32 protein-coding genes and 1 pseudogene are annotated in these 26,612 nt (G+C 60.5%); 19 read left to right on the top strand and 14 right to left on the bottom strand.

Going from position 1 to position 26,612, the window contains the following annotated elements:
- The first annotated feature begins 18 nt into the window (after positions 1 to 18).
- The 5 genes from AC07V4_RS23150 (at position 19) to AC07V4_RS23130 (ending at position 3,866) form a co-directional block, all read left to right on the top strand.
- Entirely contained in the window at positions 19 to 477 is a 459-nt protein-coding gene (locus AC07V4_RS23150; protein ID WP_492638252.1) for a GNAT family N-acetyltransferase, read from the top strand.
- A 303-nt stretch (positions 478 to 780) separates the two neighbouring features.
- Positions 781 to 1,434 carry a DedA family protein gene (locus AC07V4_RS23145; protein WP_458291020.1) on the top strand — a complete coding sequence of 218 codons (654 nt, stop codon included), beginning with the start codon at positions 781 to 783 and terminating at the stop codon, positions 1,432 to 1,434.
- Between the two features lie 6 nt (positions 1,435 to 1,440).
- Positions 1,441 to 2,256, top strand: a complete 816-nt coding sequence (locus AC07V4_RS23140; protein WP_492638253.1) for a M90 family metallopeptidase — start codon at positions 1,441 to 1,443, stop codon at positions 2,254 to 2,256.
- 108 nt (positions 2,257 to 2,364) lie between these two features.
- Positions 2,365 to 2,892 (top strand): inorganic diphosphatase, encoded by a 528-nt coding sequence (gene ppa / locus AC07V4_RS23135; protein ID WP_003317259.1) that lies wholly within the window; start codon positions 2,365 to 2,367, stop codon positions 2,890 to 2,892.
- Between the two features lie 203 nt (positions 2,893 to 3,095).
- The gene (locus AC07V4_RS23130) at positions 3,096 to 3,866 is read left to right on the top strand and encodes a LexA family transcriptional regulator (RefSeq protein ID WP_492638254.1); all 771 of its coding nucleotides are present in this window, start codon (positions 3,096 to 3,098) and stop codon (positions 3,864 to 3,866) included.
- 301 nt (positions 3,867 to 4,167) lie between these two features.
- Here AC07V4_RS23130 and AC07V4_RS23125 read toward each other — a convergent pair.
- A pseudogene (locus AC07V4_RS23125) lies at positions 4,168 to 4,403 on the bottom strand (hypothetical protein).
- A gap of 433 nt (positions 4,404 to 4,836) precedes the next feature.
- Here AC07V4_RS23125 and ycaC point away from each other — a divergent pair.
- From ycaC to AC07V4_RS23110, 3 genes are all read left to right on the top strand, one after another.
- Positions 4,837 to 5,469, top strand: a complete 633-nt coding sequence (ycaC, locus tag AC07V4_RS23120) for an isochorismate family cysteine hydrolase YcaC (RefSeq protein WP_492638255.1) — start codon at positions 4,837 to 4,839, stop codon at positions 5,467 to 5,469.
- 149 nt (positions 5,470 to 5,618) lie between these two features.
- Positions 5,619 to 6,185 (top strand): hypothetical protein, encoded by a 567-nt coding sequence (locus tag AC07V4_RS23115; protein ID WP_492638256.1) that lies wholly within the window; start codon positions 5,619 to 5,621, stop codon positions 6,183 to 6,185.
- Between the two features lie 29 nt (positions 6,186 to 6,214).
- Positions 6,215 to 6,649 carry a hypothetical protein gene (locus AC07V4_RS23110; protein ID WP_492638257.1) on the top strand — a complete coding sequence of 145 codons (435 nt, stop codon included), beginning with the start codon at positions 6,215 to 6,217 and terminating at the stop codon, positions 6,647 to 6,649.
- A gap of 15 nt (positions 6,650 to 6,664) precedes the next feature.
- Here AC07V4_RS23110 and AC07V4_RS23105 read toward each other — a convergent pair whose 3' ends face one another.
- Positions 6,665 to 7,696 (bottom strand): PDDEXK nuclease domain-containing protein, encoded by a 1,032-nt coding sequence (locus tag AC07V4_RS23105; protein WP_492638258.1) that lies wholly within the window; start codon positions 7,694 to 7,696, stop codon positions 6,665 to 6,667.
- Positions 7,697 to 7,883: 187 nt separating this feature from the next.
- Between AC07V4_RS23105 and AC07V4_RS23100 the strand changes: the two genes are divergently transcribed.
- From AC07V4_RS23100 to AC07V4_RS23075, 6 genes are all read left to right on the top strand, one after another.
- The gene (locus tag AC07V4_RS23100) at positions 7,884 to 8,528 is read left to right on the top strand and encodes an NAD(P)H-dependent oxidoreductase (RefSeq protein ID WP_492638259.1); all 645 of its coding nucleotides are present in this window, start codon (positions 7,884 to 7,886) and stop codon (positions 8,526 to 8,528) included.
- A complete protein-coding gene (locus AC07V4_RS23095; protein WP_038850090.1) occupies positions 8,467 to 8,844 on the top strand; it encodes a MerR family transcriptional regulator in 378 nt (125 codons plus the stop codon). The genes AC07V4_RS23100 and AC07V4_RS23095 overlap by 62 nt, the downstream gene beginning before the upstream one ends.
- A gap of 124 nt (positions 8,845 to 8,968) precedes the next feature.
- Positions 8,969 to 9,211 (top strand): exodeoxyribonuclease VII small subunit, encoded by a 243-nt coding sequence (locus AC07V4_RS23090; protein WP_003176346.1) that lies wholly within the window; start codon positions 8,969 to 8,971, stop codon positions 9,209 to 9,211.
- Positions 9,208 to 10,095: a (2E,6E)-farnesyl diphosphate synthase gene (gene ispA / locus AC07V4_RS23085; protein WP_492638260.1), complete on the top strand. Its 888-nt coding sequence runs from the start codon at positions 9,208 to 9,210 to the stop codon at positions 10,093 to 10,095. Before AC07V4_RS23090 ends, ispA begins: the two co-directional genes overlap by 4 nt.
- Positions 10,096 to 10,205: 110 nt before the next feature.
- Positions 10,206 to 12,104 (top strand): 1-deoxy-D-xylulose-5-phosphate synthase, encoded by a 1,899-nt coding sequence (dxs, locus tag AC07V4_RS23080; protein ID WP_492638261.1) that lies wholly within the window; start codon positions 10,206 to 10,208, stop codon positions 12,102 to 12,104.
- Positions 12,105 to 12,260: 156 nt separating this feature from the next.
- Positions 12,261 to 14,156, top strand: a complete 1,896-nt coding sequence (locus AC07V4_RS23075; protein ID WP_492638262.1) for a TonB-dependent receptor domain-containing protein — start codon at positions 12,261 to 12,263, stop codon at positions 14,154 to 14,156.
- A gap of 80 nt (positions 14,157 to 14,236) precedes the next feature.
- Here AC07V4_RS23075 and AC07V4_RS23070 read toward each other — a convergent pair whose 3' ends face one another.
- From AC07V4_RS23070 to nrdR, 11 genes are all read right to left on the bottom strand, one after another.
- Positions 14,237 to 15,022, bottom strand: coding sequence for a cobalamin-binding protein (locus AC07V4_RS23070; RefSeq protein ID WP_492638263.1), 786 nt, complete (start codon positions 15,020 to 15,022; stop codon positions 14,237 to 14,239).
- On the bottom strand, positions 15,019 to 15,438 hold the full coding sequence (locus tag AC07V4_RS23065; protein ID WP_492638264.1) for an MFS transporter: 420 nt from the start codon (positions 15,436 to 15,438) through the stop codon (positions 15,019 to 15,021). The genes AC07V4_RS23070 and AC07V4_RS23065 overlap by 4 nt, the downstream gene beginning before the upstream one ends.
- A complete protein-coding gene (gene ribA / locus AC07V4_RS23060) occupies positions 15,435 to 16,052 on the bottom strand; it encodes a GTP cyclohydrolase II (RefSeq protein WP_123717382.1) in 618 nt (205 codons plus the stop codon). Before ribA ends, AC07V4_RS23065 begins: the two co-directional genes overlap by 4 nt.
- Positions 16,053 to 16,181: 129 nt before the next feature.
- Complete coding sequence (locus AC07V4_RS23055) at positions 16,182 to 16,907, bottom strand: substrate-binding periplasmic protein (RefSeq protein WP_492638265.1); 726 nt, start codon at positions 16,905 to 16,907, stop codon at positions 16,182 to 16,184.
- 55 nt (positions 16,908 to 16,962) lie between these two features.
- Complete coding sequence (thiL, locus tag AC07V4_RS23050; protein WP_492638266.1) at positions 16,963 to 17,928, bottom strand: thiamine-phosphate kinase; 966 nt, start codon at positions 17,926 to 17,928, stop codon at positions 16,963 to 16,965.
- Positions 17,929 to 17,945: 17 nt separating this feature from the next.
- Complete coding sequence (gene nusB / locus AC07V4_RS23045; protein ID WP_492638267.1) at positions 17,946 to 18,446, bottom strand: transcription antitermination factor NusB; 501 nt, start codon at positions 18,444 to 18,446, stop codon at positions 17,946 to 17,948.
- Positions 18,443 to 18,919: a 6,7-dimethyl-8-ribityllumazine synthase gene (gene ribH, locus AC07V4_RS23040; protein WP_034100965.1), complete on the bottom strand. Its 477-nt coding sequence runs from the start codon at positions 18,917 to 18,919 to the stop codon at positions 18,443 to 18,445. Before ribH ends, nusB begins: the two co-directional genes overlap by 4 nt.
- Positions 18,920 to 19,007: 88 nt before the next feature.
- Positions 19,008 to 20,099: a bifunctional 3,4-dihydroxy-2-butanone-4-phosphate synthase/GTP cyclohydrolase II gene (gene ribBA, locus AC07V4_RS23035; RefSeq protein WP_492638268.1), complete on the bottom strand. Its 1,092-nt coding sequence runs from the start codon at positions 20,097 to 20,099 to the stop codon at positions 19,008 to 19,010.
- Positions 20,100 to 20,114: 15 nt separating this feature from the next.
- Complete coding sequence (locus tag AC07V4_RS23030) at positions 20,115 to 20,777, bottom strand: riboflavin synthase (RefSeq protein WP_005791849.1); 663 nt, start codon at positions 20,775 to 20,777, stop codon at positions 20,115 to 20,117.
- Positions 20,778 to 20,822: 45 nt separating this feature from the next.
- Positions 20,823 to 21,950 carry a bifunctional diaminohydroxyphosphoribosylaminopyrimidine deaminase/5-amino-6-(5-phosphoribosylamino)uracil reductase RibD gene (ribD, locus tag AC07V4_RS23025; protein WP_492638269.1) on the bottom strand — a complete coding sequence of 376 codons (1,128 nt, stop codon included), beginning with the start codon at positions 21,948 to 21,950 and terminating at the stop codon, positions 20,823 to 20,825.
- Positions 21,947 to 22,411 (bottom strand): transcriptional regulator NrdR, encoded by a 465-nt coding sequence (gene nrdR, locus AC07V4_RS23020; RefSeq protein WP_167659696.1) that lies wholly within the window; start codon positions 22,409 to 22,411, stop codon positions 21,947 to 21,949. Before nrdR ends, ribD begins: the two co-directional genes overlap by 4 nt.
- Before the next feature lie 139 nt (positions 22,412 to 22,550).
- On the opposite strand from nrdR, the gene AC07V4_RS23015 reads away from it, so the two are divergent.
- From AC07V4_RS23015 to trxA, 3 genes are all read left to right on the top strand, one after another.
- A complete protein-coding gene (locus AC07V4_RS23015; RefSeq protein ID WP_431750092.1) occupies positions 22,551 to 23,006 on the top strand; it encodes a YbaY family lipoprotein in 456 nt (151 codons plus the stop codon).
- Positions 23,003 to 23,659 (top strand): class I SAM-dependent methyltransferase, encoded by a 657-nt coding sequence (locus tag AC07V4_RS23010; RefSeq protein WP_492638270.1) that lies wholly within the window; start codon positions 23,003 to 23,005, stop codon positions 23,657 to 23,659. The genes AC07V4_RS23015 and AC07V4_RS23010 overlap by 4 nt, the downstream gene beginning before the upstream one ends.
- A 151-nt stretch (positions 23,660 to 23,810) precedes the next feature.
- A complete protein-coding gene (gene trxA, locus AC07V4_RS23005; protein WP_492638271.1) occupies positions 23,811 to 24,683 on the top strand; it encodes a thioredoxin in 873 nt (290 codons plus the stop codon).
- Here trxA and AC07V4_RS23000 read toward each other — a convergent pair.
- Complete coding sequence (locus tag AC07V4_RS23000; protein ID WP_092250554.1) at positions 24,680 to 25,021, bottom strand: hypothetical protein; 342 nt, start codon at positions 25,019 to 25,021, stop codon at positions 24,680 to 24,682. The genes trxA and AC07V4_RS23000 overlap by 4 nt on opposite strands.
- Before the next feature lie 131 nt (positions 25,022 to 25,152).
- Between AC07V4_RS23000 and AC07V4_RS22995 the strand changes: the two genes are divergently transcribed.
- Positions 25,153 to 25,758, top strand: a complete 606-nt coding sequence (locus AC07V4_RS22995; protein WP_492638272.1) for a DUF2796 domain-containing protein — start codon at positions 25,153 to 25,155, stop codon at positions 25,756 to 25,758.
- Positions 25,759 to 25,900: 142 nt separating this feature from the next.
- On the top strand, positions 25,901 to 26,611 hold the full coding sequence (locus AC07V4_RS22990) for an ABC transporter ATP-binding protein (RefSeq protein WP_092250550.1): 711 nt from the start codon (positions 25,901 to 25,903) through the stop codon (positions 26,609 to 26,611).
- Position 26,612 lies beyond the last annotated feature (1 nt).

The raw sequence follows: 26,612 nt of genomic DNA, 5'->3' as shown, positions 1-26,612 counted from the left end.
GAGACGTTGAGGCCTGACATGCGGATTACTCAAGCGACCCTGGAACACCTGGACCTGCTGACGCCCCTGTTCGTCAAATATCGCGAGTTCTATGGCGCGTTGCCGTTCCCGGACTCATCGCGTGACTTCCTGGAAAAGCGCCTGCGGCGCAAGGAATCGGTGATTTACCTGGCCTTGGCGGATGATGACGACAACAAACTGCTTGGATTCTGCCAGCTGTACCCAAGCTTTTCGTCGCTGTCACTCAAGCGCGTGTGGATTCTCAACGACATCTACGTGGCCGAAGACGCCCGCCGCCAACTGGTCGCGGACAACCTGATGCGTACGGCGAAGAAAATGGCCAAGGAAACCCATGCGGTGCGGCTGCGGGTGTCGACCAGCGTTGATAACGACGTGGCGCGCAAGACGTACGAGTCGATAGGGTTTCGTGAAGATACGGAGTTCAAGAGCTACGTGCTGCCGATCACCGAAGACTGACCGCAAAAACACCACAAATCCTCTGTAGGAGGGGGCTTGCTCCCGATGGCGGAGTGTCAGCCAACAGATTCATTGGCTGACCTGCCGCCATCGGGAGCAAGCCCCCTCCCACATTTAGATCGATGCATATCCTGGATAATCACGACATCCCCCGCTACAAAACCAACACGCTTTTCACTTGCCAATCCGTATAATGCCGACCTCTTAGGGATTGTAAGAATCACGACATAAGCTTGTAGCCTAACTTCCCCCGTAGCCCCCGCACTGGCCTGCTGAGCCGGGCCATTCACACAGGTGCCATTCATGGATTTCAACCCGCTCGACCTTATCCTGCATCTCGACGTGTACCTCGACATGCTGGTAAAAAACTACGGTGTGTGGATCTACGCCATTTTGTTCCTGGTTATTTTTTGTGAAACCGGCCTGGTGGTCATGCCGTTCTTGCCGGGTGATTCGCTGCTGTTCATCGCTGGCGCAGTCGCCGCAGGCGGCGGCATGGACCCCGTCTTGCTGGCAGGCCTGCTGATGTTGGCGGCGATCCTCGGGGACAGTACCAACTACGTGATCGGACGAACGGCGGGGGAACGGCTATTCAGTAACCCGAACTCGAAAATCTTCCGTCGCGACTACCTGCAAAAAACCCACGATTTCTATGATAAGCACGGCGGCAAAACCGTGACCCTGGCGCGCTTCCTGCCGATCCTGCGGACCTTTGCACCGTTCGTCGCCGGCATCGCCAAAATGCCTTACCCGCGATTCTTCGGTTTCAGCGTGTTCGGCACCATCATTTGGGTCGGCGGCCTGGTGACCCTGGGTTACTTCTTCGGCAACGTGCCCTTTATCAAGAAAAACCTGTCGTTGCTGGTGGTGTTCATCATTCTGCTGTCCCTGGTGCCGATGATCATCGGCGTCATCCGCAGCCGCTTTGGCAACGCTTCCTCCGAAGCCAAGCCGTAACCGCCGATGTGGTCCCTCAGCGCCTGGCGTCGCCGGCGCCTGCTGGCCAAGCACCCGATTGCCGATGACACCTGGCAACGGGTGCGCCACCACCTGACCTTCCTCGACGGCATCAGCGCCGAACAGGACCAGTGGCTGCGTGAAGCCTGCGTGGTGTTCCTCGCCGAAAAACACCTGACCGCCCTGCCCGGCGTCGAACTGCATCAGGAACAACGCCTGCTGCTCGCGGCCCAAGCGCAGTTGCCGCTGATGAACCTGGGCGACCTCGACTGGTACCAAGGCTTCCACGAAATCGTGTTGTACCCCGACGACTTCCTGAGCCCGCAGCGCCATCGCGATGCCAGCGGTGTCGAACACGAGTGGGACGGCGAACACAGCGGCGAAGCCTGGCAACAAGGCCCGGTGATCCTTGCCTGGCCCGGCGTATTGGCCAGTGGCAACTGGGAAGGCTACAACCTGGTGATCCACGAGCTGGCCCACAAGCTCGACATGCTCAACGGCGATGCCAATGGCCTGCCACCACTGCACCACGACATGCGCGTGCAGGAATGGGCCAGCGTGATGCAGAGCGCCTTTGATGACCTCAATCGCCAGCTGGACGCCAACCCGAACGCCGAAACCGAGATCGACCCTTACGCCGCCGAAAACCCGGCGGAGTTCTTTGCCGTCACCAGCGAATATTTCTTCAGTGCCCCGGATTTACTGGCCAGCACTTATCCACAGGTGTACGCACAACTCAGCCACTTTTACCGCCAGGACCCACTGGCCCGGCTGACTCAACTGCAAGCCCATGACCCGCGCTACCAGCCGCACGGCGAATGAGCTTGCGACGTCTGGCGCGTGGCATCGGCGTCAGAATATGCCTATAATCGCCGCCACTTTTAGGCCAATCCGGCCATGTTCCATGGCCAACTACGGGGGCAACGCCCAATGAGCTACAGCAAGATTCCGGCTGGCAAAGACCTGCCGAACGACATCTACGTCGCCATCGAAATTCCGGCCAACCACGCGCCGATCAAATACGAAATCGACAAAGACAGCGACTGCCTGTTCGTTGACCGTTTCATGGCCACCCCGATGTTCTACCCGGCCAACTACGGTTTCATCCCAAACACCCTGGCTGACGACGGTGACCCCCTCGACGTGCTGGTGGTAACCCCTTACCCGGTTACCCCTGGCTCGGTTATCCGCGCACGCCCGGTCGGCATCCTGCACATGACCGACGACGGCGGCGGCGATGCCAAAGTGATCGCGGTACCACACGACAAGCTGTCCCAGCTGTACGTGGACGTGAAGGAATACACCGATCTGCCGCCACTGCTGCTGGAACAGATCAAGCACTTCTTCGAGAACTACAAAGACCTCGAAAAAGGCAAATGGGTGAAGATCGAAGGTTGGGGCAACGCAGACGCCGCCCGCGCCGAGATCACCAAGTCGGTTGCCGCCTACAAAGGCTGATACCCGCTTCGGCAATCCAGAAAGCCCCGATCATTCGGGGCTTTTTTGTGGAAAAAATTAAACACCCGGTTCAACTAACAACAACTAACGTTTAACAGCGAAGAAATATAGAAAAAACAGGCTACAACTAAGCAAAAACCTACAGGCGCAATTCAACGCATAGTTTATTTGATTGGTTTTCCCGGCCAGTAAACTCTGCGTTTATGAATACATCAGGTGATCGTTTAAAAGCGCTACTGCGGGAAGTTCATCTTTCCGCTTCCGACTTCGCCAAGAACCGTGGCGTCACGCCTCAACACGTGAACAACTGGTTCAAACGCGGCGTGCCCATGGGCCGACTCAACGAGATCGCAGAACTGCTGTGCGTCTCCAGCCGGTGGCTGAACACCGGCCTTGGCCCCAAACACCCACCGGTCAACTTCCTGTTGGACGGCCCCACCGCAAGGACTGCACCCACCCGCGAAGACAGCGGCAAATACCTCACAGGCCCCGCCTGCCTCCCGGAAAAACTCGACGTGGAGATCCCCCTCCACCCCACATTTACCTCCACCGAACGCATCCGCGTCTCCCTGCACACCCTCGACACCCTCAACGTAAACCCCGACCGTGCCTGCGGCGCCTACATGGTCGACAACAGCATGATCGACATCATCCAACAAGGCGCCACCCTCGCCATCGACTGCGGCCGCACCCAAATCATCGACGGCGAAATCTACGCCGTCGAACACGACGGCATGCTGCGCATCAAATACCTCTACAACCGACCAGGAGGGGGCTTGCGCATGCGCAGCCACAACGCCAGCGAACACCCGGACGAATACCTCACCTACGACCAGCGCTTCGAGCAGAACTTCCAGATCGTCGGGTGGGTATTCTGGTGGTCCACCCTCAACAACCGCCGCCCACCCGTACCGCTGGATGAACACTTAGTGGGCTGGGAAGGCTCTAAATCGGAACCGGAGGTGGGCAATTGAGGTGAATGTGGGTATCATGCGGCCCACATTTGGCAGGGGGTGGCTTAAGGCTATCCACCCTGCTCGGCGAAGCGGAGGAGTTCCCGCGGATGCCCCTACTATTCAGCCAGACGCGATGTGGGCTGAGCGATTTGAAGGCTGGTGAGGTTTGTCAAAAACAAGCTGAGGCAGTCCCCGAGAAGCCGGCCACAAGCCGGCTTTTTAATGTCTGTAAAGATCCCAACTCAATTGTCCAACAGCTATTGGACAATTGAATGATCAAAAGCCAGCGGCCTATAGACCTTCCCGCCGTTGAAGGGCGTTAGCTAGGCTGCAAACACTCCACAGCCCGATCCGCCACCATCTTCGCCATCTCCACCAAATGAATCACCACCCTCTGCGGTGCACCCAGCGGTTCCCCGAGCACCTGCGGCGTCGCCACCGCACATTGCAGCAACTCCGCAACCCGCACCCAGCATCCTCAAAGCTCAGTTCTTCATTGACTACAAATGGGTTGGGTGCACGCGAAGACTGTAAGTCCGAACAAACGTTATCCATGGCAAAACCTCTAGCGGTAAGTGAATACCACCGTCCTTTCACGACTAAACGAGTAGAGGTGGCGGCTGTACGCAGGTTAATCGACCGGCCGCTAGGCACCGGCGCACCCGGAGGTGCCCTGCGCACAGCCACCATAAAGTGCAGGTGAGAAGACACCTGTCTTTGGGATGGCGCGTGCGCCTAGCGAGGTCCGAGCGACTAAACCTGATCACTGAATAAGCAGTGACGATCCGCAGCCTAGTCACGCATTCCCGCCTATCTCGGAAACGTCCTTCAAATGAAAGAGATGGGTATTGCTGGCGCTCCAACAATTGTCACCTCTGAGTTGACGGTATTACCGGTCTCACCCGATTTATCCACCACATTCCACCCATTAATCTGTGCCCATGTTGAACGCAACGCCAAACCCACTTAAACAAAAAGGGATTCAACCATGAGCACGCCAACCTACAACCGCCTCAACAAAGACGACGCCATCGTTCTGCTGGTCGACCACCAGACCGGCCTGATCTCCCTGGTGCAGGACTTCTCGCCCAACGAGTTCAAGAATAACGTGCTCGCCCTGGCGGACCTGGCCAAGTTCTTCAACTTGCCGACCATCCTCACCACCAGCTTCGAGCAAGGCCCCAATGGCCCGCTGGTGCCAGAGCTGAAGGAAATGTTCCCGGACGCGCCGTACATCGCTCGCCCTGGTCAGATCAATGCGTGGGACAATGAAGATTTCGTCAAGGCGATCAAGGCCACCGGGCGTAAGCAGATCATCATTGCCGGTGTGGTGACGGATGTGTGCGTGGCGTTCCCGACGCTGTCGGCACTGGCGGAAGGATTTGAGGTGTTTGTGGTCACCGATGCGTCGGGCACGTTCAATACCACGGTGCAGCAGGCGGCGTGGAGCCGGATGACGCAAGCCGGGGCACAACTGATGAACTGGTTCTCGGTGGCGTGTGAGTTGCACCGCGACTGGCGCAACGATGTCGAAGGGCTGGGGAATCTGTTGTCCCAGCGCATTCCCAACTATCGTAACTTGATGAACGGTTACTCAGCGTTGACGGCGCGTAAGGACTAACTCAACTGCTGCACACACTAAGCCTGCCTTAAAACGCAGGCTTTTTTGGTTAACTAGCAATGCGCCATTAGCACACTCGCCCTAATTGTGACCGCGCCACCTCACCACTAAAGTCCTTCGCTTATTTCGAGCCTCAAGGAAGGACGCTATTGAATACATTAACCAAGGTCGGTCGCTGCCTGGCACTGCTGCCCATCTTACTCACCAGCACAACGTCGGTATTGGCCGATGAACAAACACCGATCGGCGACTGGTCGATCATCTACGGCAGCGGCCGGGCCCATAAAAACGTGATGTACGTGGCTGACCGCACTTCTGTGGTGCCCTCGAACCACAACAAGGGCGCGAAACTGGTCGCTGTCACGGTGGTGTATGAAGAACCGGGCAAACCGATGATCGATGTGTACAACATCGAGGTGCAGTGCCCCACACGCAAGGTGCGCTTTCTTAACGGCCAGTCGGTCGCATCCTTTTCCTACACCCTCACGCACTTGAAGGTATCCAACACCTGGCAGACGCCGAAGGAGTTCTGGCTCGACCGCACGCTCGCGTTTGTCTGCGAACCGGGCAAGAGCAAGGACACCATCGCCATGGGCAAGATGACCCACCTGCAGATGATCCAGACCACCAAAGCCATGTTCGACCAATTGGGGCCAACTCAGGAGAAGCGCCAGATGGTCGATGACCTCGACGACATGTTGGGCAACAAACGCTGAGCAACACTCACCTACAGGAAGGATTCACTATGCCTACATGGACAAGGCTGTTGCTGGCTGGGCTTTTGTTGCCTGCCGTGCTGTTTATCAACGGGTGCCACCTGATTGCACAATCGCGCTGGGAAGGCCGTGACGTGCAAGAGGCGCTGAATTTGTTCGGCAAACCCGATTCGATGAAGAAGCAAAATGCACCCAATGGCGACACCCAAGTGGTGATGACCTGGCACAAGTCTTCTTCATGGACGACCACCGAAGCTGCTGGGACTTCAATGAACCACACCGGGAACGGGATGGTGTATACGGAGTATTACCAGCAAGTCGGGCACAGTTCGGATTGCAAGCTTGAAGCCACGGTGGATAAGGCGAAGAAGATCGTGCTGTTCAGGATTGAAGATGGCCGGATCTTGCATGGCAAGTGCCTGAATGTGCCGTTTGTGCCGGGGTATATTCCGCCGGGTTTTTGAGGCAATCAGTCGGTTTCAACCCGCCAATTCCCGCTCTATCTGCTCAATACTTGGCAGGCTGGTCCGCAATTCTGCGGGCAACGACTCAACCACCTGATACTCCGCCACGCCAATCGGTCGGTTGTTGTCGCGCAATGCATATTCGGCGACGACTTCGTTCTTGCTCTTGCACAACAGCAGGCCGATGGTGGGCCCATCTTGTGGGTGTTTAAGCTGGGCATCGACTGCAGCGAGATAAAAGCTCAGCTTCCCCAGGTGTTCGGGTTTGAACTTGCCGGCTTTCAGTTCGATGACCACGTAGCATCGTAGCTTCACGTGATAGAACAGCAGGTCGATAAAGAACTCATCGCCCCCGACATCCACCAGTACTTGCTGGCCGACAAAGGCGAAACCGGCGCCCAGCTCCAACAGAAAGTCGGTGACGTGTTTGATCAAGGCGTTTTCTATATCGCGCTCCTGCGCGTCCAGGGCCAGGCTGAGAAAGTCAAAACGGTAAGGGTCTTTCAGCGACTCGCGCGCCAGGTCGGATTGCGGTTTGGGCAGGTGGCTCTCAAAGTTGCTGACGGCCTTGCCACTGCGCTCCAGCAAGCGGTTTTCGATTTGCATCACCAACGAGTTACGCGACCAGTTGTTCTCTATCGCCTGGGTGATGTACCAGCGGCGGGTTTCGGGGCCGGGGAGTTTGTCCAGTAATGCCAAATGGTGATACCAGGGCAATTGTGCAAGCACCTCTTGCACAAATTCAGCATCTGGCCACGCCTCGGCAAAAGCACGCATGTACTTGAGATTACGCGGCGAAAAACCCTTCATTCGGGGAAAGGCCGCACGCAAATCCTGGGCAAGTCGATCAATGACTTTGCTGCCCCAGCCCTGCTCCGCCTGGCGGGTCAAAATGTCGTGGCCGATCTGCCAATAGAGCAACACCAATTCCCGATTCACCGCCAGTGTTGCGCGCTGTTGCGCCGCATGAATACGGCCCTTCAAGTCCGTCAACCAGTCACTGTAGCCCGCAGGGGGTGTGGTCAAGCCGATACAGGGTTCGCTCATGCCATTTCACTCTGGAGTTTTGAGGCAGGCTAGTCAGGCGGATTTACTGTCACAAGGGGCGAAGCGCGCTTCAAGAAGGACCTTTCAATAACTACAGAAACCTCCTGCTGGCAATTGCGGACCACGGACTTGACTCTCCCCTATACAGCAGCCTTTACCCTGAAATGCCACATTCAGGACCTCCCCCATGACCCTGCGCACGCTGGTGATCCTTTGCCATCCTTCTGCCTCCAGCTTCTGTTCAGCCCTGGCCGACTCCTACATCCACGCAGCAAAAACCGTCGGCCATGAAGTACGCGTCCTGCGCTTGGGCGAACTGGCTTTCGACCCCGTCCTTCATAATGGTTACACCCAGATTCAACCGCTGGAGCCCGACCTACTCAGCGCGCAAGACGACATTCTTTGGGCCACTCACCTGACATTTGTTTTCCCGATTTGGTGGGGTGGCATCCCCGCGTTGATGAAGGGCTTTATAGACCGAATTTTCCTACCCGGCTTTGCCTTTAAATACCGTGCAGGCAAGGTTTTTCCTGACAAACTGCTTCGCGGCCGAACGGCACATTTGCTGGTGACCCTGGACACGCCGCCATGGTATTACCGCTGGTTCTATCGCATGCCGGGCATTCACCAGATGCGCAAGACCACGCTGGGGCTGTGCGGTATCAAGACAGCAAAGACATTGCTGCTCGGGCCGGTGCTGGGCTCCACTGCGGCGCAGCGGGATACATGGCTGAAACAGGCCGGCGCTTTAACGGAAAAAAGGAGTTTTCATGTACATCGGCAAAGCCGCGCAGTTGTCGGGCACGACCATCAAGGCGATTCGTCACTATGAGGCGATTGGGCTGCTGCCTGCGCCGCAGCGTCAGGGCCAGTACCGGGTCTATTCGGCGCAGAACGTTGAGCTGCTGATGTTCATAAAGTGCGCGCAGCAATTGGGGTTCAAGCTCAAGGAGTTGCAGGAAATTCTTTCCGGCCACGTAGGCGATGCATTGCCTTGGGAGCGGGCGGACCAGGCAATCGCAGACAAGAAGCAGGAACTGGCCCTGAAAATTGCTGCGCTACAGGAAATGCACGTGGGATTGCAGACATTTGAAGCACAGTTGAAAACATCACAAGAACAGTGCTCGTCAATGGCGCAAAGATCCTGACCGGCGGTGAGCCGAATAGGGCGCTTATTCGGCTCACCGCCTGAACACCCTCCCCCACTCATTTGCCCAGAATCCCCATGTCTGCTAGTGTCGCGCCGGTTTACCGTCTACCGGAATAGCCGCCATGGCCCGCAAAAAAGTTGCACTCGATTTCGAACAATCCCTCGCCGACCTGCAAACCCTGGTCGAGCGTCTGGAGAACGGCGAGTTGTCGCTGGAAGACTCGTTGACGGCGTTTGAGCAAGGCATCGGCCTGACTCGCGACTGTCAGAGCGCGTTGGCGCAGGCTGAGCAGAAAGTGCAGGTGCTGCTGGAGCGTGACGGCGAGTTGGCCGAGGAACCTTTCGATGCGGAACAGCCGGAATGATCGACGCGTATCAGGCCAGTAGCCAAGCCCGGGTCAATGCGGCGCTGGAACCCTTGTTTGTTGCGCCAAGCCCGGAGATGAACCGCCTCTACGACGCCATGCGCTACAGCGTGATGAATGGCGGCAAGCGGGTGCGCCCATTGCTGGCGTACGCGGCCTGTGAAGCCTTGGGCGTACCGGCCGAAGAGGCCAATGGCGCGGCGTGTGCGGTGGAGTTGATTCACGCCTATTCCCTGGTACACGACGATTTGCCGGCGATGGACGACGACGATCTGCGTCGCGGCCAGCCGACCACCCACAAAGCCTTTGACGAAGCCTATGCGATTTTGGCCGGTGATGGCCTGCAAAGCCTGGCGTTCAGCGCCCTGCTGGACCCGCGCCTGAGCAGTGTGAATGCCGAGATCCGCCTGCGCATGGTGACCGCCCTGGCCCACGCTGCAGGCCCGGCCGGCATGGTCGGCGGGCAAGCCATCGATATGGGTTCGGTCAGCCTCAAGCTGGACCAAACGGCCCTGGAACACATGCACCGCCACAAGACCGGCGCCTTGATCGAAGCCGCCGTGCACCTGGGCGCCCTGGCCAGCGGCCGCGCAGAAACGGCGCAATTGACCGCCTTGCAGGTCTATTCCCGGGCCATCGGCCTGGCATTCCAGGTGCAGGACGACATTCTCGACGTGGAAAGTGACACGGCCACCCTGGGCAAACGCCAAGGCGCCGATATCGCGCGGGACAAACCAACGTACCCCGCGCTGCTCGGGCTCGAAGCGGCCAAGGCTTATGCCCTGGAACTGCGCGACCAAGCCCTGGATGCCCTGCGACCTTTCGACGCGGCGGCCGAGCCACTGCGCGACCTGGCGCGGTATATCGTCGAACGCCGCCATTGATAAGTGCGGCCATTCGCGCCGCCTATCAGCCAAGTTCGGCGCTCCGCGTGGGCAGTTTGCGATGCTTGAGGTAAACTGCCGCCTCTTCTATACCTATAACGATTCGCCTGATGCCCACGACGTTTCAAGAGATTCCCCGCAAGCGCCCGTCCACGCCCCTGCTCGACCGTGCTGCCACGCCGGACGGCCTGCGTCGACTAGGTGAAGCCGAGCTGGAAACCCTGGCCGATGAGTTGCGCCTGGAATTGCTCTACACGGTCGGCCAGACCGGTGGGCATTTCGGTGCCGGGCTGGGCGTGATCGAGCTGACCATCGCCCTGCATTACGTGTTCGACACTCCGGACGACCGGTTGGTGTGGGACGTGGGCCATCAGGCGTATCCGCATAAAATCCTCACCGGTCGTCGTGAGCGCATGAACAGCCTGCGCCAGAAGGACGGCATCGCCGCCTTCCCGCGTCGCTCCGAGAGCGAGTACGACACCTTTGGCGTCGGCCACTCCAGCACCTCCATCAGTGCAGCGCTGGGCATGGCGATTGCCGCCCGCCTGCAAAACAGTGATCGCAAGGCGATTGCGGTGATCGGTGATGGCGCGTTGACCGCCGGCATGGCCTTCGAGGCACTGAACCATGCGCCGGAAGTGGACGCCAACATGCTGGTGATCCTCAACGACAACGACATGTCGATCTCACGCAATGTCGGTGGCCTGTCCAATTACCTGGCCAAGATCCTTTCCAGCCGCACCTACGCCAGCATGCGCGAAGGCAGCAAAAAGGTGCTCTCGCGCCTGCCCGGCGCCTGGGAAATTGCCCGGCGCACCGAAGAGTACGCCAAGGGCATGCTGGTCCCAGGCACCCTGTTCGAAGAGCTGGGCTGGAACTACATCGGCCCCATCGACGGCCACGACCTGCCGACCCTGATCGCCACACTGCGCAATATGCGTGACCTCAAGGGCCCGCAGTTCCTGCATATCGTCACCAAGAAAGGCAAAGGCTTCGCGCCAGCGGAAGTCGACCCGATCGGCTACCACGCCATCACCAAACTGGAACCTGTGGACGCCCCCGCCGCTGCGCCGAAAAAGGCCAGCGGGCCGAAGTACTCCGGGGTGTTCGGCGAATGGCTGTGCGACATGGCTGCCGCTGATCCACGCCTGGTGGGGATTACCCCGGCGATGAAGGAAGGCTCCGACCTGGTGGCATTCAGCGAGCGTTTCCCGCTGCGCTACTTCGACGTGGCAATTGCCGAACAGCACGCGGTGACCTTCGCCGCCGGCATGGCCTGTGAAGGCGCCAAGCCGGTGGTCGCGATCTATTCCACGTTCCTGCAGCGCGGCTATGACCAGCTTGTTCACGATGTGGCGGTACAGAACCTCGACGTGCTGTTCGCCATCGACCGCGCGGGTTTAGTCGGCGAAGACGGTCCGACTCACGCCGGTAGTTTCGACTTGTCTTACCTGCGTTGCATCCCCGGCATGCTGGTGATGACGCCGAGCGACGAGAACGAACTGCGCAAGATGCTCAGCACCGGCCACCTGTACAACGGCCCGGCCGCCGTGCGTTACCCACGCGGCACCGGCCCGAACGCGGTGATCGAGAAGGACCTGGAACCGATCGAGATCGGCAAAGGCATCGTCCGTCGCCAAGGCAGCAAGACCGCGTTCCTGGTGTTTGGCGTGCAATTGGCCGAAGCGCTGAAGGTTGCAGAGAAGATCGACGCCACCGTAGTCGACATGCGTTTCGTCAAACCGCTGGATGAAGCCTTGGTGCGCGAGATTGCCGGTAGCCACGAGTTGCTGGTAACCCTCGAAGAGAACGCCATCATGGGCGGCGCGGGCGCGGCGGTCAGCGAGTACCTGGCGCGGGAGAATATCCTCAAGTCGGTGCTGCACCTGGGCCTGCCGGATGTGTACGTCGAACACGCCAAGCCGGCGCAGATGTTGGCCGAGTGTGGGCTGGATGAGGCTGGGATCGAGGCTTCGGTTCGCGAGCGCCTGGCGCTGCTGGGCCTGTAACCCGGTCCCCCGGTAGAAACCGGATCAAAATGTGGGAGCTGGCTTGCCTGCGATGACGGTGGCACATTCAACATCAATGTGTCTGATAAACCGCTATCGCAGGCAAGCCAGCTCCCACATCTGTTTTGTATTGTTGCTGACTGCTATGGACAGCCCATGAACCGTCTTCGCTTTGCCTTACCGCTGTTATTGCTCCCCGCCGCCGATCTGCTCGCCGACACCTTCGAGCGCGACAACGCCCTGAAGCTCCCCGACGTGGTCATCAGCGCCAACCGCCAGGTCCAGGCGCGTAATGACAGCAGCGCTGCCAACACCGTCTTCACCCGCGATGATATCGACCGCCTGCAACCCACCAGCGTAAGCGACTTGCTGAGCCGCGTGCCCGGCGTACAGGTGGCACAAAGCGGTGGCCGTGGCAGCGCGACCAACGTTTACATTCGTGGCACCTCGACCGCCCAGAGCCTGGTGCTGGTGGATGGCCAGCGCATCAGCAGCTCCACCACCGGCACCAGCAACCTGCAATACCTCAACATTGAGCAGGTTGAGCGTATCGAAGTGCTACGTGGCTCACGTTCGGCGATCTACGGCAGCGATGCCATTGGCGGTGTGATTCAGATCTTCACCCGGCGCAACACCGAGTCAGGCCTACAACCACGCATGCACGTGGGTATTGGCAGCAACCACACGTGGGAACGCAGCCTTGGGCTGTCCGGGGGCGACCAGCAAACCCGCTTCAGCCTCGGCGCCAGCCTGGATGACACGGCCGGGATCAACCGCACGCACACCTCGTACCCCAGCGATGGCGATCATGATGCCTATCGCAACCAAGCTGTCAGCTTCAGCCTGAGCCATGCCTTCACCGATGACGTCGATGCCGGCATAAACGTTCTGGATAACCGCGGCAAAAGCGAGTTCGATAACCCCTTCGGTCGCTATGACTCGGCCACCTATCAAAGTTTCCAGCAGAAGCCCTACACCGACTTCAGCGTCAGTAGTGTCAGCAGCTATGTCGACGCACAGATCAACGACCTCTGGAAATCCCGCGTCGAACTGGGACACAGTGAAAACCGCGAAAAAACCCTGGATAAACTCAGCGACGAACGCAGTGTGTTCAACACTTACCGCGACTCGCTGAACTGGCAGAACGACCTGAACCTCAATGACCAGAACAGCCTGATCCTGGGCGCCGACTGGTACGAAGATCGGGTCAACAGCAGCACTACGCTCGCCGAAGACAGCCGCTGGAACCGTGCCGCGTTTATCCAGCATCGGTTTCAAGCCCGGTACTTTTCTACAGAGCTGGGCCTGCGTCGCGACCAGAATCAACAGTTCGGTGGTCACAACAGCTGGAGCGGCACCTTGACCGTACCGGTCAACCCGGACAACGACCTGCTGCTGAGTTACAGCGAGGGCTTCCGCGCGCCGACGTTCAACGACCTGTACTACCCGGACGAATACGGTTTTAAAAACAGCAACCCGAACCTGAAACCCGAAACCTCGAAAAGCTACGAAGTGCAATGGCGCAGCCAGCTCAGCGACACTAGCCGCCTGGAAGCGTCGCTGTACCGCACCGACATTCAGGACGCGATCGTATTCGGCAGCGATGGCCCGCAAAATGTCAGTTCGGCGCGTATCAATGGCTTCGAAGCCACACTCAAGCAAGAGCTGTTCGGCTGGCAAGGCAGCCTGGGACTGGCAATGATTGACCCACGGGATCGTGACTCCGGGCGGACTTTGGCCCGTCGTGCCAGGCGCACCTTGAGCCTGGACCTGGACCGTCAATTCGACCAGTTTGGCATCGGTGCCAGCTGGCAAGCGGTCAGCAGCAGCTACGACGATCCGAAGAACCAGCAACCGCTGGGTGGTTATGGATTGCTTGGATTACGCGCCAACTGGGCCGTGAGCCGTGAAGTCACGCTGAACATGAAGGTCGATAACCTGCTGGACAAAACCTACAGCCGGGCGCTGTATCAGTATCAAGGCCAGCAATATGGCTACCGGGAAGAAGGTCGGGCGCTGATGTTCGGCGTGACCTGGACGCCTGAAATCTGATCGTCGCCAGTGAGCCCCCTCCCACATTTTGAATGTATTCACAGATCAAAGGTGGGAGGGGGCTTGCCCCCGAGAAGGTCTCAAAGACTCGGAGCAATTACCTGACACAACCGCGCCACAGCCTCCAGCATCTGCCCGCTGGGCCGCTCCAGGCCTTTGTCGGGCACCAACCGCACCCGCGTCACCATAGCGGGCCAGACCTTCCAGGCTTCCTTCTGAGCCTGGTCGCCTACCAGAATCAAGTCGGGATTACGCTGCAACACCGACTCGATGCTCACCTGCGGCGCGGGCAGCTTCAAGTCATCGAACACATTGCGTGCACCACACACACTGAGCGCATCGCTGATGATCTGCCCGCCGCCGACGGTATACAGCGGCTGGTTCCACACTTGGTAAAACACCCGCAGGGGCTCGGCACGTTGATAGCGCTGACGCAGTTCGGCCAAGCGTTGACGCAACTGCCCAGACAACTGCCGACCCGCTTCGGCCCGCCCTAACTGCTGGGCAATGGCTTGGACTTGGGTGGTCAACTGTTCAAGGCTGTGGGGTTCGGCGACATACACGGGGATATTCAGGCGCTGCAGTTGCTCGCGCTGGGCCGGGCCGACGCTGCCGGGCCACAGCAGGATCAAGTCCGGCTTGAGGCTGAGCAAGCGCTCCATGTCCAACTGGCCGTATTGCCCGACCGAGGGCACGTTGGCCAATGCAGCGGGCCGTTCGCCACCGTCTAGCACACCCACCAACAGGTCGGCAGCCCCCAGTTCAACCACGATCTCAGAGAGGGACGGCGCCAGGCTGACGACACGCTCAACCGCCACCGCCTGGACACTGAACGCCAGCAACACCGCCAGCCAGTAACGCTTCATCCCAACTGACGCGGAATGCGGTAGAGATAGAACAGCACCCCAGTCGACAGCGCCAGCAGGCATAGCGGCACCGCTTCCAGGCCGACGAATACCGCCAGCGCACCGATCCAGGCCGGCAAGGCCGCCACCATCAGCGCCGTACGCCGACGGGCCGCAAGGGTGAGCCAGGCGGCCGGTTCATCGTGGGTGTCGAGGGCTTTGGCGGTGGCGATCAGTGCGTGTTTATAGCCGTTGAAGTAACGCAGGCTCAGAAACATCGAGGCCACGCCGGCGATAAAGAACGGCATGGCCAGTACGGGCAACAAGGGTTCGGCTTGGCCGAACACCAGGTTGATCACGAACAAGGGCAGCAGTGCCAGGGCCAGGTACTGCCACCAGTTGAAGGATAGTCGCCGTTTCACCTGGCCGCGGGTCACGCGCGGTCGACCTCGCCCTGATGCTCGTTGCCCATCATGTGGTCGAGCTTGCTGGCCTTGGTCGCCAGGTAGAGCTTGTTGTGCGGATTGTGCCCGGTGTGCAGCGGTACGCGCTCGGCCACGGTGATGCCCATCTCGGTCAAGGCTTTGACCTTGCGCGGGTTGTTAGTCATCAAGCGCAGGGATTTCACCCCCAGATGTTCCAGCATCGGCAGGCAGATGCCGTAGTCACGCTGGTCGGCGGCAAAGCCCAGGCGCTCGTTGGCTTCGACGGTATCGGCGCCGCCATCTTGCAACTCATAGGCGCGGATCTTGTTCATCAGGCCAATGCCACGGCCTTCCTGACGCAGGTACAACAACACGCCGCGGCCTTCACGGGCGATGGCGCGCAGTGCGGCTTCCAGTTGCGAACCACAGTCGCAGCGCTGGCTGAACAGTGCGTCACCGGTCAGGCATTCGGAGTGCACACGACCCAGCACTGGCGCGCCGTCGGCGATGTCACCCAGGCTGAGCACAACGTGCTCGCGGCCGGTGGCCTCTTCGAGGAAGCCGTTCATGGTGAACGTGGCAAAAGGGGTAGGCAGCTTGGAAGCGGCGACGAAAACGACGGGCACCGTGTGCTCCTGATTTCAGATTTCACAGAGGCGGTCATTGTAACAGCAGGTTCCTACAGACGCTTAAGCTGAATTATCGCTGATAAAGATCAATCGGTTCGATTGGCCTTCGACCTGGTTCTATGCAGGTCAGAACGGATAAGGCTGCTTCCAGCGCTCGAAAATCGGCTTCAGCTCGCCGCTTTTGACCAGGGCGGCCACCCGCTGGTCATACACAACCATCAGGGCGCGCCCACGCTCGTTATCGGCAAACCCTATGTACAGCGGTAGTTCGGCAATGTGGGTGAGCTTGAATTGTGTGGGGTCGTCTGCCTGAGCGAGGACATATTTGGCTTCGCTGAGCGCATCGATATAAAAATCGGCACGTCCGTGTTGCAGCATCAACAGAATGCCGTTGCGGCGCTCGATCTGCTCGAAGTGCAGCACATTGGGCAAGTACTCCTCGTACTTATAACCGCGCACCCAGGCCAGACGGTACTTGCCCAGAGTGGCGAGGCTCGGCGTTGGCGCGGTGGCCAGCCCAAGCGCGTAGATGTGGTCGGAGTCGAAGTTCCAGTGGGGGTACAACACACCGTCGGCCTCGTCACGATAAGAACCGACCCAGCCATCCACCTCGCCGCGCTGGGCCAGGCCTACAGAACGCGTATAGGGCACGCTACGGCTTTGCACAGTGATGCCCACCGGCTCGAAGATCTGGCGCAAGACGTCCCACGCCAGGCCGCTACCATCTCGGTTGGTGTAGTCGTTCCATTCTTCGCTGGCCAGCATGATCTTGCCGGGGGGCGCTGCATCGCCCGCCTGCACCAGCGGCACGACAGTACACAGCGCTATCAGCAGCCAGTAACTCACAGGCATGGTGACGACCTCCTACACGGCGTGAACCGTATAGAGGTTAGCGCAGGTCGCCGGTTTACGGCGTGTCTCGAAAATGCTGGTAGCCGCGCACGACCGGAGTGATGTCCTGCCCGTGTGCGTCGAGCAGCGTCACGCCCTGCCCCGCCTCGACCCGGCCGATCACATGGATCGGCCAGCCGTCGGCCAGCAGCGGCGCCAACTCGGCAGGTGGCAGGGTAAACGCCAGTACGTAGTCGTCGCCCCCGCTCAAGGCGGCCACGCGCGCCTCGTCCTCACCAACAAACGCCAGCAAGGCCGTGGACAGCGGTAACTTCTGACACTCAACCAACAGACCGACAGACGACGCCTTGGCGATATGCCCGCAATCAGCCAACAACCCATCGGAGATATCCATCGCGGACGTCGCCTTGCCCCGCAACGCCAGCCCCAAGGCCAACTGTGGTTGCGGCGACCAGTAATGCGCCAGCAACGGTTCGGCGATGGTGGCCTGGGTGCTGCGCTGGCCCAGTACCAACGGCAAGGCACCCGCGGCGTTACCCAACTCGCCACCGACACACAGCAGGTCGCCCGGCCGTGCCCCGCTGCGCGTCAACGCCTGCCCAGCCGGGACACGACCAAACACGGTCAGGGTCTGGCTCAGCGGCCCACGGGTAGTGTCGCCACCGATCAGGCCCACGCCACAGCGCTGTGCCATCGCGTTCAAACCTTGGGCATAGCGTTGCAACCAATCGGCATCGACCGTCGGGGTAGTGAGTGCAAGGGTAAACGCTAGAGGGTTGGCGCCCATGGCAGCCAAGTCGCTCACCGCCACGGCCAGCGAGCGCTGACCGAGCAGGAAGGGATCGCAAGGGTCGGCGAAGTGCACACCGGCCACCAGCGTATCGGTAGAAACCGCCAGTTGCTCCCCTGCGGGGAGCGCCAGCAAGGCGCAGTCGTCGCCGATCCCCAAGGCAATGCCTTCACCGCCCTGCGCACAAGGCGCGGCGGCGAAGTATCTGCGGATCAGCTCAAACTCGCCCACGGTAGCTCAAGCGCGGATCAGCGCTTGTGCTCCTTTACTTCGGCTTCACGCAGGCGCGGAGCCAGCTTGTCGAGCACGCCGTTGACGAACTTGTGGCCGTCAGTCGAACCGTAGACTTTCGCCAGTTCGATGCCTTCGTTGATCACCACGCGGTACGGCACGTCGACGCGATACAGCAGCTCCCAGGCCGACAGGCGCATCACACACAGCTCAACCGGGTCCAACTCTTCGAGGGTCAGGTCCAGGCAAGGTGCCAGGGCCGTGTCGATCTCGGTCAGGTGGGCATGCACACCGTGCAGGATGTCGTGGAAGTACGGCAGATCGGCAAAGGTGAAATCGTTGTCGACGCGAAACTGTGCTTCGATTTCGTTCAACGAGGCGCCCGCCAACTGACGCTGATACAGCGCCTGGGTTGCCAACTGACGAGCAGCGCGACGCTTCTCGTTCTTGGACGGCTTGCCGGCGTCCGCTGGGCGTGGGTCGCGTGGGTTGAAACGATCGCTCTCGTCGGAAATCACTTGGCCTCCAACTGCGACAGCAGGCTGACCATTTCCAGGGCGGACAGGGCAGCTTCAGCGCCTTTGTTACCGGCCTTGGTGCCGGAACGCTCGATGGCTTGCTCGATGGAATCAACGGTCAGTACGCCGAAAGCGACTGGCACGCCGAACTCCATGGACACCTGGGCCAGACCCTTGGTGCATTCGCCCGCCACGTATTCGAAGTGCGGGGTACCGCCACGAATGACCGCGCCCAGGGCGATGATCGCCGCGTATTCAGCCTGTTGCGCGACTTTTTGCGCAACCAGTGGAATTTCGAAGGCGCCAGGGGCACGGATGATGGTGATATCGCTTTCGCTCACACCGTGGCGAACCAGGGCGTCCACGGCACCGCTTACCAGGCTTTCAACCACGAAGCTGTTGAAGCGGCCAACCACCAGGGCATAGCGGCCTTTGGGGGCGATGAAGGTACCTTCGATGGTCTTCAGGGTCATTCGACAAATCTCTTAAAGAGCCGGGACGCGAAAAGGGCGTCCCTTAGTGATGATTTAACCGCGAACAAGGGGCAAAAATCGCCGGCCTTTATTCGGAGGGCACGTATTCTACAACTTCCAGATCGAAACCGGATATCGCATTAAATTTCATCGGTGCGCTCATCAGGCGCATTTTGCGCACACCGAGGTCCCGCAGGATCTGCGAACCGGCACCGACGATGCTGTAGGTGGTCGGCTTTTTCACCGGCGCGTGGTCAGCCGTTTCGCGGATATGCGCCAGCAACACATCGCCATCCAACGGGTGGCCGAGCAACAACACCACGCCACTGCCCGCCTCGGAAACCGCAGCCATGGCGGCCCGCAGGCTCCAGCGCCCCGGTTGCTTGACCATCAACAAGTCACGCAGCGGGTCCATGTTGTGCACCCGCACCAGGGTCGGTTCTTCCGCACAGATGTTGCCCAGGGTCAGGGCCATGTGCACGTCGCCTTCCACTGAATCACGGTAGGTCACCAAATTGAATTGGCCCAGTTCGCTGTCCAGCGGCTGCTCGGCAATCCGCTGAACGGTACGTTCGTGGATCATGCGGTAGTGGATCAGGTCGGCAATGGTGCCGATCTTGATGTTGTGTTCGGCGGCAAAGGTTTCCAGTTCCGGACGACGGGCCATGGTGCCGTCGTCGTTCATCACTTCGCAGATCACCCCGCTCGGTTCGAAACCGGCCATGCGCGCCAGGTCGCAGGCGGCTTCGGTGTGGCCGGCACGGGCCAGGGTGCCGCCCGGCTGGGCCATCAGCGGGAAGATGTGACCGGGGCTGACGATGTCTTCAGCCTTGGCATCCTTCGCGGCAGCGGCTTGCACGGTGCGTGCGCGGTCGGCGGCGGAGATACCGGTGGTGACACCGGTGGTTGCTTCAATGGAAACCGTGAACTTGGTACCAAAACCCGAACCATTGCGCGGTGCCATCAACGGCAGCTTGAGCAACTCGCAACGCTCGCGGCTCATGGGCATGCAGATCAGCCCACGGGCGTGCTTGGCCATGAAGTTGATGTGCTCAGGCTGGCAGGCCTCGGCGGCCATGATGATGTCGCCTTCGTTTTCGCGGTCTTCGTCATCCATCAGGATGACCATCTTGCCTTGGCGGATGTCTTCAACCAGTTCTTCGATGCTATTGAGCGCCACGCGGCACCCCCTTGGTCAGGATTTCAGGTAGCCGTTAGCGGCCAGAAAACTTTCAGTGATGTTCCCGGATGCTGGCTCTGCGGCCTTTTCGCCCAGCAACAGGCGCTCCAGGTAACGGGCAAGCAAGTCCACTTCCAGGTTCACCCGGCGACCCGGCTGGTACGAGGCCATGATGGTTTCGCTGAGGGTGTGGGGAATGATGGTCAGTTCGAATTCGGCGCCATTCACGGCGTTCACGGTCAGGCTGGTGCCGTCGACGGTGATCGAGCCTTTGTGGGCGATGTACTTGGCCAACTCTTTAGGTGCACGGATGCGGAATTCCACGGCGCGTGCGTTTTCACTGCGGGCAACGACTTCACCGACGCCATCAACGTGACCGCTGACCAGGTGGCCGCCGAGACGAGTGGTCGGTGTCAGGGCCTTTTCCAGGTTCACCGGGCTGCCGGCCTTGAGGTCGTTCATCGCGGTGCAGTCCAGGGTTTCCCGGCTGACGTCGGCGGCAAAGCCGTTGCCCGGCAATTCGATGACGGTCAGGCACACGCCGCTGACGGCGATACTGTCGCCCAGCTTGACGTCGCCGAGGTCGAGCTTGCCGGTTTCAACCAGCAGGCGTACGTCGCCGCCTTTGGGGGTCATGGCGCGGATGCTGCCGATGGATTCGATAATGCCGGTGAACATGGCCTTCTCCTGGAAAACGAGGCTGCGCGTGGCGCAGGCCGGGAATTATACGCTCGCCGCCGGGACGGGAATGGCAGTGACTCGCCAGTCGTCGCCTACAGCGCGCATTTCAGTGATCTTGAGTTGGGGGGCATCCGCCAGTTTCTCAAGCGGCCAGTCCAACAAGGGTCGGGCGGCGGAGCCGAGGAACTTGCCGGCGACGAATATCACGTACTCGTCCACCAGGCCCTGCTGGGCAAAGGCGCCCGCCAGGCTTGGGCCGGCTTCCACCAATACTTCGTTGACGCCACGGGCGGCCAACGCGACCAGGGCCGAGCGCAGGTCGACCTGGCCCTCTACGCCCGGCACCACCAGGCACTCGGGGCCACGGGGGAACTGGTTCTCCGGCGTGACGCAGGTGATGACCAACGCCGGGCCAGCCTTGAAAAACGGTGCGTTGAGCGGCACGCGCAGGCGACCATCGATCAACACACGCAGCGGTGGACGCGACATGGCGAGCGCAGTGGTTTCTTCATCCAGACCCAGTTCGGCGGCACGTACGGTCAAGCGCGCACCGTCAGCCAGTACCGTGTCGGCGCCCGTCAGCACCACGCTGGCCTCGGCGCGCAGGCGCTGCACAGCGGCGCGGGCGGCGGGGCCGGTGATCCATTGGCTCTCGCCACTGGCCATCGCGGTGCGACCGTCCAGGCTCATCGCCAGCTTGACCCGCACAAATGGCAAGCCGTGTTCCATGCGTTTGAGGAAACCCGGGTTCAATGCACGGGCCTGGGCCTCCAGGACACCGCTGTGCACCTCGATACCCGCCTGGGCCAAGCGCTGCATACCGCGCCCGGCCACTTCCGGGTTGGGGTCCTGCATGCCGGCCACGACGCGTGCGACCCCGGCGCTCACCAGCGCATCCGCGCAAGGCGGTGTACGCCCGTGATGGCTGCACGGTTCGAGGGTCACGTACACCGTGGCACCACGCGCCTTGTCGCCGGCGGCGCGCAGGGCATTCGGTTCGGCATGGGGCTCGCCGGTGCGTTCATGCCAGCCTTCGCCGACAATCTGCCCATCGCGCACAATCACGCAGCCCACACGTGGGTTGGGGTGCGTGGTGTACAGGCCCTTGCGCGCCAGCTCGAGGGCGCGGGCCATGTAATGGGCGTCGAGGACCGCTTGTTCTGAGGTCATTGTTTAACCGGCTCACGGGCCAGGCGGTCGATCTCTTCGCGGAACTCATTGAGATCCTGGAAGCGTCGATACACCGAAGCGAAACGGATGTAGGCGACTTCGTCGAGCTTTTGCAGCTCGCCCATCACCAGTTCTCCAACGACCAGGCTCTTGACCTCGCGCTCGCCGGTCGCGCGCAGCTTGTGCTTGATATGCACCAGTGCCGCCTCCAGCCGCTCGACACTCACCGGGCGTTTTTCCAGGGCGCGCTGCATACCAGCGCGCAGTTTGTCTTCGTCGAAAGGCTGGCGGCTGCCGTCGGACTTGATCAGACGTGGCAATACCAGTTCGGCGGTTTCGAAGGTGGTGAAACGTTCACCGCAGGCCAGGCATTCGCGCCGGCGACGCACTTGATCGCCCTCGGCGACCAGACGCGAGTCAATGACCTTGGTGTCGTTGGCACCGCAGAAGGGACAGTGCATGGTGGCAGGCAACAAAAAAAGGGAGGGCCATGGTAGCGCATCCCCGTGGCAAGACAAGCCATAGCCTTTACGGTATATAGGCGGGCTATTATGTTTGTTTATTTTCACGCCACGGATTTTGTCCTTTCTGGAGCCGTACATGCCGCTACGACCACTGGTTTTACTCACCCTGTTCAGTTTTCTGGTCGCCTGCAGCAGCGAAGCCCCCAAGCCGGCAGCGCCTCAACCGACACCGGCACAAGAGAAAAAAGTCCCGGGTATTGAAGACCTCGGCCCCTTGCCGGCTTATCAGCGGGAAATCAGCGGCGTCCTCAACGGCGTGCCGGCCAATGCCGAAGTCGAACTGGCGTTGTTGGTGATCGACGAGCGTAACCGCCCACAACAATTGCTCGCCAGCAGCGTGCTGACCGGCAACGGCAAGCCTGTGGCCTTCCGCCTGCGCTTCAACCCCGAGGCCTTCCCGGCCGGTGCACGGGTTGAATTGCGTGGCCGCGCCAGCCAGTCCGGCCAGTTGATCCTGCACCTGCCCGCCGTGCGTATCACCCAGGCGATCACCCAGACCACCGGCCCCCTGCAGCTCGTCAAGGCACCATGACGCCACCGCTGGGCCTGCAAAGCGCCCTGAGCGAGTTGATCGGCGACGCCCAATTGGTGCCCTGCCCGCTGCCGGGCACCGCGTTGTCGTTGTGGCTACTGGACGCCGACAACATGGACCGCGAATTCAGCCAGGAAGAAACCCGGCGCATCCTGCATGAGCCGCCCTACTGGAGTTTCTGCTGGGCCAGCGGTTTGGCGTTGGCGCGCTACCTGGCGGCCAATCCCGAGTGGGTCGCGGGCAAGCGCGTACTGGATTTTGGCGCCGGCTCCGGCGTGGCCGGGATTGCTGCCGTCAAGGCGGGCGCGCTGGAAGTGGTGGCGTGCGACCTTGACCCACTGGCGCTCGCATCCTGCCGGGCAAATGCCGAGCTCAATGGGGTTGAGCTGAATTATTCAGCCGACTTTTTTGCCGAAGCCGACCGCTTCGACCTGATTCTCGTCGCCGACGTGCTCTACGACCGCGCCAACCTGCCGCTGCTGGACCAGTTCCTGACCCGTGGTCGTGAAGCGCTGGTGGCGGATTCGCGGGTACGGGACTTTCAGCATCCGGCGTACCAGCGCCTGGAAATCCTCGATGCCCTGACGCTACCGGATCTGGCTGAGCCTTGGGAGTTTCGCAAGGTGAGCCTGTACCACTCGCGGCGCTCTTGAGGCCATCGCGGGCAAGCCCGCTCCCACAAGTGACCGCATTCCCCTGTGGGAGCGGGCTTGCCCGCGATAACGATCTTGCGCCCACCCCGCTTTCAGCTAATCGCGCCAGCCCTTATAGTTGCCCCCATTCCCGCTTTATTCGAGACGCCCCATGAGTGAGCCCACGCCGTATATCTTCGATGTCACTACTGCCACCTTCGACCAGGCGGTGATCGAGAATTCGTTCCACAAGCCCGTGCTGGTGGATTTCTGGGCCGAGTGGTGTGCGCCGTGCAAGGCGCTGATGCCGTTGCTGGCACAGATCGCCGAGAGTTATCAGGGCGAGCTGCTGCTGGCCAAGGTCGATTGCGAGGCCGAGCAGGATATCGTCGCGCGCTTTGGTATTCGCAGCCTGCCGACCGTGGTGTTATTCAAGGATGGCCAGCCGGTGGACGGGTTTGCCGGGGCGCAGCCGGAGTCCGCGGTGCGGGCGATGCTGGAGCCCCATGTACAGATGCCGCCACCGGCGGCGGCGGACCCACTGGAACAGGCGCAGGCGCTGTTTGCCGAAGGCCGCATCAGCGACGCCGAAGCTGTGCTGGTGACACTGCTGGGCGAAGACAACACCAACGCTGCCGCGCTGATTCTCTACGCGCGCTGCCTGGCCGAACGCGGCGAACTGGGTGAAGCCCAGACCGTGCTGGATGCCGTGAAGAGCGATGATCACAAAGCCGCGCTCGCCGGGGCCAAGGCACAGATCACTTTCCTGCGTCAGGCTGCCGACCTGCCCGACGCCGCCGAGCTGAAAAGCCGCCTGGCGCAAAACCCGCAGGACGATGAAGCGGCCTATCAACTGGCGATTCAACAACTGGCACGCCAGCAATACGACGCGGCGCTGGAAGGTTTGCTGAAGCTGTTTATCCGCAATCGCAGCTACAGCGAAGGCTTGCCGCACAAGACGTTGCTGCAGGTGTTCGAACTGCTGGGCAATGACCATCCGCTGGTCACCGTGTATCGCCGCAAGTTGTTCGCCGCGCTGTACTAGGCGCCGACCCAGCTGTACAGCGGCGTATCGGCGCCGCTGGCCACTTTCACATTGGCACTGTGCCGCAAGCGCACCAGCAAGCGCTTGCCGGACGCAGCATCGCCGGCCAACCCTTCCAGTTGATCCAACAACTCCAACCCGCTGAGCTGCCCGGCCTTGCGCAATAGTTCCTGGGCGCTCTGCCACAGATCATCGGTCTGTTTGACTGGCGCAACGGGTGTCGCCGTTGGCGCGGGGGCGGCCTGCAACTGTGCACCCAACCGAGCCCAGTCGCCCTCGTCGAGCTCCAAGGTCAAATCCACCGGCAGATCGCCGACCGTTCCACGAATTCGCAACATCGTCCTTACTCCTGCACTTTTCTGACAGGCATGCTCCCACGCGACTTGCGCAACGCCAAGCGGGCGTTCAAACTCCCGACATCATTGTTATAAGATCACATAACAAAACCTTCATGCTCTGGAGCCCTCTCATGCGCCGTCTGCTGCTCGCTTTGCCGTTTGCCCTGCTGCCATTGGCTGTCGCCCATGCTCACGACGATCACGAGCATGAACACGGCAGCCTCGGCGCCCATGAACATGGTGTTGGCCGCCTTAACGCCGTACTCGACGGGCAGGCACTGGAGTTGGAATTTGACAGCCCGGCCATGAACCTCGTGGGCTTCGAACACCAGGCCACTACCCCAGCCGACAAAGCCAAGGTCGCTGCCGCACGCAAACAGCTGGAAAACCCACAGGCCTTGTTCAGCCTGCCCAAGGGCGCCGGCTGCGTGGTCAGCACCCAAGAACTCAACAGCCCGCTGTTCGGCGACAAACCTGAAGCCGATCATGACGACGACGATGACGACCACGCCACCGACGGCAAAGGCGCGGCCGCCCACGAACATCATCACGACCACAGCGAAATCCACGCCCACTATCAGTTCACTTGCGCCACACCGACGGCGCTGAGCAATCTGGACCTGACCCAGGTGTTCAAGACCTTCCCCGCCACCCAGAAAATTCAGGTACAACTGATCGGCCCGAGCGGCCAACAAGGTGTTGAAGCGACCGCACAAGCCGCTACCCTTAAGTTCTGATCTGACAATACGGTCAATGTGGGAGCTGGCTTGCCTGCGATAGCGGTGGGCCAGTCAGCAATGATGTGACTGATAGATCGCTATCGCAGGCAAGCCAGCTCCCACAGGGGTTGGCGCCCGTTTCTGAGACCGATGATTTCCCATGACTCAAGCGCTAATCGAACTGTCCGACCTGGGCTTCAACTGGCCCGGTCACCCACAGTTGCTGGACATTCCCGCCTTCCGCCTGGAAGCAGGGGAAACCCTGTTTCTCAAAGGCCCGAGCGGCAGCGGTAAAACCACTCTGCTCGGGTTGCTGGGCGGTGTGCAGAAACCCAGCCGGGGCAGCATTCGCCTGCTCGGCCAGGAGCTGACCGAACTGTCGGCGGGCGCCCGCGATCGTTTCCGCGTCGACCACACGGGCTACATCTTCCAGCAGTTCAACCTGTTGCCGTTTCTGTCGGTGCGCGAGAACGTCGAGTTGCCTTGTCACTTTTCCAAGCTGCGTGCGCAACGGGCTAAGCAGCGTCACGGCAGCGTCGACCAGGCCGCCGCCACCTTGCTGGCGCACCTGGGCTTGAAAGATCCTGGCTTGTTGGAACGTCGCGCCGATTCACTGTCCATCGGCCAACAACAACGGGTGGCCGCAGCCCGTGCACTGATCGGCCAGCCGGAACTGGTGATCGCCGACGAACCCACCTCGGCCCTGGATTACGACGCCCGTGAAGCGTTCATCCAGTTGTTGTTCGCCGAATGCCGTGAGGCCGGGGCCAGCTTGTTGTTTGTCAGCCATGACCAGAGCCTGGCTCCGCTGTTCGACCGCAACCTGTCGCTGGCCGAACTCAATCGCGCCGCCACGCTCGCAGAGGTTTGAG

The organism is Pseudomonas sp. GW821-FHT03A09, assembly GCF_059421065.1.
This window is presented reverse-complemented; position numbering and strand designations above follow the sequence as displayed.